Genomic DNA, 6,914 nt, shown 5'->3' on the forward strand with positions numbered 1-6,914 from the left:
TTACGTTTACTGGTTCAATCATATTAGAAGATCAAACAAACTAAAATACACGACCCCGATCAAATATCGAAATCGTGCATTGAGTCTTGCGTAATATTAAAATGTCTAACTTTTTAGTTGCACTTCAATTTCGGGGGGTCAGATCAATTGTTGGTCTTTAATTTGTTATTATTCAATGATTTCAATTACGTTGTTCGTACATACTTCAATAATATGTAATTCTATGCTTAATTGAAAGTTAGATAAACGTTTTTTCATAATGGTATAGTTTTATAATATTATTGTAATGGTAAATATGTTATTATTCTGGCTTTATCTTTAAGAATATAGCTCTTACATAAAGCAATACTTACCTCATTATGACTGTTATCAGTTTCAATTAAAGGTAGAAATAAGTACAGGTGCTTTAACTAAAACTAAATCATTTATTGCACGATGCTTTTTAAAAAGATAGGTATACTAATTATTTTTAATATTTAAATTAAAAGTTTTACTCTTTATTAGTAGATTATAGAATAAAAATATACAGAAGTAAATTATAACTAAATAATATATAAGCTTTTAAGTCCGTTTAGCTTTAGTTACATAAAGATTAATTCATTTTACATAATAATTAAGGCATGAGAAAAATACTGCTGAATAAAGATCAATAATTTCTATTTTTTATTGTGACATTAGCTGTCTTTAAGCGAAGATTGGAAAAGATAATAAACTTGTTATTTATTAATTTTTGCTTACTTAAAAGTAATAAATTATTGTCTAATTTTAAGTACTTCACCACTATTAATGGTTACAAGCTGGCCATGATTATTAAGAATCAAGTTTGCTTGGTTGTCGAGTCTGACAGCATCTCCTGTAATTGCTTTCTTTCCTGTTATAGCAGTTACTTTTTGTCCAAGCATTGACATGTTTTTTTCGTAATCATATAGAAATTGCTCTTGTGTAAAATTAGGTATAAATGACATGAGTTTTCTAACTAATTGGGCTACAAACTTGCAAAATTGTTCAGTGGTTGGAGGATAGTCTAATACATTAGTACTAGATGCTAACGCTTGTTCTAAATTAGGCTGATACAAGTTGCAACCAATACCAATTATAACTGTTTGAGTAGCAATCTTTTCGATCAAAATACCAGCGATTTTTTTCCCATGTAAGAGTAAATCGTTAACCCATTTGATATCGGAAATGGTATTAAATTGCTGGCGAATAGTTTGGTGAAGACACCACGCAGTTCCAGTAGTTAAAAGTCCTTGATTACTTGTTGTTAAGTGTGGCACTTTTGCAATAAGCGACAAATAAACGCCACCACTATTAGAAATAAAATAACGTTTTTGTTTGCCATAGCCATGTGTCTGGACATCACTACCAGCTAAAATAATACTTTGATATTGTTGTGCTTGAAAGTGCTGTTTAGCGTATGTGTTAGTAGAATCAACTTGCTTTAGCCATGTTACAGTAATTGGTAAGTCAGATAATTGATTGGCAATAAGATTTTGATTTTTTGAAATATTATTTTTAATCATGATTATTTTACCCTTGTTAAATAAATTTTGATATTCAAATAAATCTTTAAAATATTATATATCAAGCTTAGTTAAGAAGCAAAATTATAATAAATTGTAGTTAGTATAAAATATTTATGTGGAAAATAAAAAAACAGAAAAGAACTTTCTATTAAAATGTAATTTGAACAAGATTATATTCAGTGAGATTTTCTTCTATATGACTAGTTTATTACAAGACTTACAGTTTTTAATATACAATTTATCACGTAATACTAATAAAATGTTAATTAATGATCCCACTTTTGATAAGTTATTAGATTTATTTATGTAGCATCTGCCTAGTCGTAAAAAGCAATATTGAAGCAATGTGGATTTGTATTAAACAGACTTTATATGAGTAGCTAACTTTTAAATGAATATATTATCAAGACAAGAAATCTAAGCATTATTTCTTCTGGCTTGATCAAGCCATGAACTTAAAAATTATACCCGCAACTTTAAGGTAAAGAAGTTGCCGTATTATGAGCAGTTTCAAGCAAACTTTGGCGAAGTAGCTAAGACAAATTATTGAATCAAGGAATCATTAATGTTGGGCAGATATTAAATCCCTTTGAGCAAATAATTTAAAAAAGAAAACTATAAATAGCAGCAGGCAAGGATTAAAAATTTATATTATAAAAATTTGTAATTAAATTAAATAAAGTTGCAATTTAATTAAAAACGTTATATGATATATTAAAATATATTTAGAAAGGTCGTGAATAATGTTTATTCCAATGATAAGGCCCGGAATAGGTGTATATAGAAATAAAAATAAAATAGAATTTGAAATTTATAACGAGCATAAGCAAATATCATATACTGCAGATGAATTGGCCATTAATATTATATCTTATTTAACGGGTGAATTTACTGACTCTGAAATATTACACATGGTAAATCAGAAACTGTCCTCAAAAAAATCAATAAACATTTTCTAAAAGATTTTTGTAATCAATTATTTTGCGATGGATTAATAGTATATAAGTCCTTGAAAAATAATTATGAACTATTAGATAGGGAAAATAATTATTTGAATATGTATCCTAATAAAAACAAATTTACTGATGAGTTTTTAAAAAAGCTAATGAATAAGCATATAACTGTTATTGGCTGTGGAGGATTAGGATCAAATTTACTTGAGCAATTATTTAGAATAGGTGTTCAAAATTATACTATAGTTGATTTTGACAAAGTAGAACCAGAAAACCTAGCCAATCAAGCAATTTTTACATCTAAAGATATTAATAAATCAAAGGTTGATGTTATTAAAAAATTTGGTAAAACTGTTAATCCTGCAATAAATATAAATAACATTAGCTTAAAAGTTGATCAGACTAATATTAACCAAGTAATTGCAGGGACAGATTTTGTTTTTTCGTGTGCTGATTATCCAAGTATAAAAAATGTATCACTGTTGGTTTCAAATGAATGCTTAAAAAAGGGAGTACCACATATTGTTGGTGGAGGTTATTCAGGACATGAGGCCTCTTTAGGAACTATGGTAATTCCTAAAAAAACATTTACGTGGAAAGATTATCTTGAAACATCAAAACTAGGACGAAACAAAAATCAGGAAATTATACCTCCTGTGGTGAACATGTCGTTTTTGCCAATAATAAAAATTATTGCTGCTATTCAGATAAATGAGTTTTTTAAATTGTTTAATAATAATGATAACTTGTTATTGATAAACTCTTTTAATGAGTTTGATATGAACTTGTATCAAATAAGAAAGACTATGATAAGAAAAGAGTCAACAGAATGATTTATGATTTTTCTATGTATTTGAGTGATCTAGATGATCAACGTCTTTTCCAAGTATTAAAAAAAAGTAATCAACTTGATTTGATTTGGAAAGAAATTTCTTTAATTAGACAAATTGAAATAAACGAAAAAAAAGAAAATATTCAAGACCTTGTGACAATTGCAAGTAAAGCCATGAAGTTTACTAATTTAAAAAACCAAGAGTCACTGAGCAAAAAATGGGCTAACTATATTTTGTTTCAAGAAACTGATGCTATATTTGTTTATTTATTTTCTCAGACAAAGTGTTTTCTAAAAAATAATTTAATTATTATAAATGAAGAAAAATTAAATGATATTAAGAGAGGAAATACGATAATTTTTAGTCCACATTGGGGAGATTTTTATTCTATACCAATAATATTGGCGAGTTTAAGAATTCAAAATGTTCCATTAGCTAATGGTGATGAAGGGGAGCATATGCGGTCCATTTTAGATGTAATGTTATCGAGCTTAAAAAAGTACATAACAGAAGTTTTAGACACATCTAACCCAGTTAATGCTCTTTTTAAGTTGGATAATTTATTAAAAAATTCAAAAAATATACTTGAATTTCCAGAATATACATTAGGTCCTAAACCCAAGTATCGTACTAAGTATTTAGATAATTTCTTTCCCGTAGCGTACGGATTAGCAGCCTTAGCTAAACGAAATAATTCAAATATACAACCAGTTACTTTTACAAGAATAGATGATTTTCCTCATTATGAATTAAGATTTTATTCCAAGATAAATATAAAAGATATGACAGTAGGACAGATTAATAATAATATTCACAGACTGATAAACAGTATAATAGTTAAGACTCCTGAAAAGTGGTGGTATTGGTATTTGTTTTCCAAAAATAGAATATCAATCAATTAAGTATTATATATTAATTTAATATACAACGGTGATAAAAATGAAAATAAAAAACATAATTAGATGGTTACCTAATTGGCTCGTATTTTCAATAATAATAACAACAATTATTTCATCATTTGATGGAGTAGTTTTGGCACAGGTACTTTCTTCTATAGCAAATTTTAATCATAACTCAACATTTTTAGAAGTAATGTTTTATGCTGTCAAAAGCTTTTCAGCAATGGCTATTGTGTATTTTTCAATGACTTTAAGAAAAATGTTAATAAATTTAGCAATAAAAAAGCTTAATGTAAAGCTCAAAAGTAATTTTATTTATGGGCAAATTAATACTTCAACTTTTAGTAGTGATACTGCGGATAATGTCTCAAAAATATTTAATGATTTTAAATTGGTTGAAACAGATTACTTTAGTCTGATGTTTGAAGTATTTGCGTCTTTGTTAATGGCATTAATCTCTGGAATTTATATTTTAAGTTTAAGCATACCTATTGGAATTTTGTTTATTTTATTTTCTTTATTACCTATGATAACTCCAAAGATTTTTGGTAAAAAATTAACTGCCACTTCTTCAAAGTGGCAGAAAGATAGTAGTAGATTTTTAAGTAAGGTAACTGATTTATTTAATGGAGCCAATACTATCAAAACTTATTTAGCTGAAAAGTATATGTACAATGATACAGATAAGTATTTAAATGAATCCGAAAATTCTTATTTACTTATGAATAACTGGCAAGCTGTTACTTTTTTTGTCGCTTCAATTCTTTCAGTTGTTAGTTATATTTTACCTATTGGTATTGGCTTGCTTTTAGTTATTCAAAGAAAGATATCTTCTGCAGCTTTGATTGGTATTTTTATGGCTAGTGACAGAGTCGTAGGTCCATTAGGAACAGTTTCAGAGTATCTTAGTAAGATAAAAACTACTCAAGAAATTCGAAAATCTTATAGTGAACATATGATTGAATTTAAAGCTCCTAAAAAAATATCGAAAGATATTAAGCCAAAAATTTGTTTTGAAAATGTTTATTTTACGTACTCAAATGGTAAACAGATTATCAATAATTTGAATTTAAATATTACTTTTGGAGAAAAAATTTTGATTACAGGAGCTTCTGGTGTTGGTAAATCGACAATACTTAATTTGATTCAGGGTTCTATTAAACCAAGTAGCGGAAAAATTTATTTGAGGGAAAAGAATAGTAAAATAAACAATATTCTCGAATCTGGTAGGATTGCTTATATAAGACAAAATCCCAACTTATTTAATGATACTTTGCGTTTTAATCTAACTTTAGGCGAGGATTTCTCAACTAAAGATTGTTTATTTGTTCTTGAAAAAGTAGGATTGATTAATGAACTAGGTAACGATGCTTTAAATAGATATTATGGTGAAAGTGGGAAAAACTTATCTGGTGGACAACGGCAGCGAATCGAAATTGCTAGAGCTCTTCTTTTTAATAAAAAAATTATTTTAATTGATGAAGCAACTTCTAGTTTAGATCCAAAAATGTCGGACAAAATAAATAAAATTATTCAAAATTTAGATTGTACAGTGATTGAGGTTGCTCATTATTATGACGATATTGAATTTAAACATGCACATTTTACACACTATGTACTTGAAAATAAAACTTTAAGATTAAATTGTTAAGTACAGTGAAAATCAAAAGTAAAAATATGAAGTATGTCAAGAATTAAGTATAAATTTTTTTGATGATAGTTAACACAAGTTTCACACTTAGGTTATTGATTAGGTTTTGATAGCAGTGTGGTCTTTACCAGTTAAACGGTTCTCTTGCACACTAGTCTCATTATGATTTTTTATATATAAACATTCTAACGTTAGTGATGGAGATGAGGCTAGCTCAATTTTGCCTTTACCACTTTTGTTTTGTGCTAAAGTGGGTTTGAGTTGTAAGCATTTTTTACGCTTTATCCTAATAGTAATTAACGTCGTTATAAAAATTGGCAGCTTCGTTATTTCCTTGCTTAAATCTGTTTGAAAAGTATTGGACACTTAGGGTCCATGTGTTGAAAAAGTGCATTAACAAGGAAGTCAGTTATATGAAATAAGTGATTGTCAAGCTAACTTTTTATTTTAGATCAAAAATTAATAACCAACAAGTTCATGTGTCAGGACACAATAACTGATAAGTAAATATTTGAGAGTATGCATAATTAATAGATTTGGGCTATATTAAATAATTGGACAGCTAGACAATATTGATAAACCCAGAAAAGACAACAAAGGTAAGTATATTTTAAATACGCAAACTATTGCTTATCAGTGCTTTGCTTTTTTGCTTTAAGGTAAAGAAAATTTCGTATATTATGAGCAGTCCCAAGCAAATTTTTACGGAAGCAGTTAAGACACGTTACTGGATTAGGGAATTATTAATAGCGGGCAGATATTAAAGCTATCTGAGCAAATAATTTAAAAATGAAAACTATAAACAGCAGCAGGTAAGGGCTGAAAGCTTATTATCCACAAAAATTTGGCACTAACTAAATTGTAGATCGGTATTTGACAGTTAGTCAAGATTGCAATATTATATTGCTGCAAAATACTTTGATAATGAAGTGCAACTAAAAAGTTAGACATTTTAATATTACGCAAGACTCAATGCACGATTTCGATATTTGATCGGGGTCGTGTATTTTAGTTTGTTTGATCTTCTAATATGATTGAACCAGTAAACGTAA

6 protein-coding genes are annotated in these 6,914 nt (G+C 27.7%); 4 read left to right on the plus strand and 2 right to left on the minus strand.

Annotated elements, in window-relative coordinates; translation table 11 throughout:
* The coding region (locus F5ESL0260_RS09375; protein ID WP_147444110.1) for an IS3 family transposase at positions 1–94 on the plus strand (94 nt) is incomplete at its 5' end.
* Between the two features lie 658 nt (positions 95–752).
* Here the strand turns inward: F5ESL0260_RS09375 and F5ESL0260_RS09380 are convergent.
* On the minus strand, positions 753–1,523 hold the full coding sequence (locus F5ESL0260_RS09380) for a biotin--[acetyl-CoA-carboxylase] ligase (protein WP_122026729.1): 771 nt from the start codon (positions 1,521–1,523) through the stop codon (positions 753–755).
* Between the two features lie 1,060 nt (positions 1,524–2,583).
* Here F5ESL0260_RS09380 and F5ESL0260_RS09390 point away from each other — a divergent pair.
* Genes F5ESL0260_RS09390 through F5ESL0260_RS09400 form a run of 3 tightly spaced genes read left to right on the plus strand, consistent with a single transcriptional unit; the run spans position 2,584 to position 5,862 of the window.
* Positions 2,584–3,312, plus strand: a complete 729-nt coding sequence (locus F5ESL0260_RS09390) for a ThiF family adenylyltransferase (protein ID WP_147444122.1) — start codon at positions 2,584–2,586, stop codon at positions 3,310–3,312.
* Complete coding sequence (locus F5ESL0260_RS09395) at positions 3,309–4,214, plus strand: hypothetical protein (protein WP_034981289.1); 906 nt, start codon at positions 3,309–3,311, stop codon at positions 4,212–4,214. The genes F5ESL0260_RS09390 and F5ESL0260_RS09395 overlap by 4 nt, the downstream gene beginning before the upstream one ends.
* A gap of 37 nt (positions 4,215–4,251) precedes the next feature.
* Positions 4,252–5,862, plus strand: coding sequence for an ABC transporter ATP-binding protein (locus tag F5ESL0260_RS09400; RefSeq protein ID WP_122026732.1), 1,611 nt, complete (start codon positions 4,252–4,254; stop codon positions 5,860–5,862).
* Positions 5,863–6,820: 958 nt separating this feature from the next.
* Here F5ESL0260_RS09400 and F5ESL0260_RS09405 read toward each other — a convergent pair.
* On the minus strand, positions 6,821–6,914 hold a 94-nt coding region (locus F5ESL0260_RS09405; protein ID WP_147444110.1), incomplete at its 5' end, for an IS3 family transposase.

Origin of the sequence: Lactobacillus sp. ESL0260 (assembly GCF_003692935.1) — a bacterium.
Lineage (GTDB): Bacteria > Bacillota > Bacilli > Lactobacillales > Lactobacillaceae > Lactobacillus > Lactobacillus melliventris.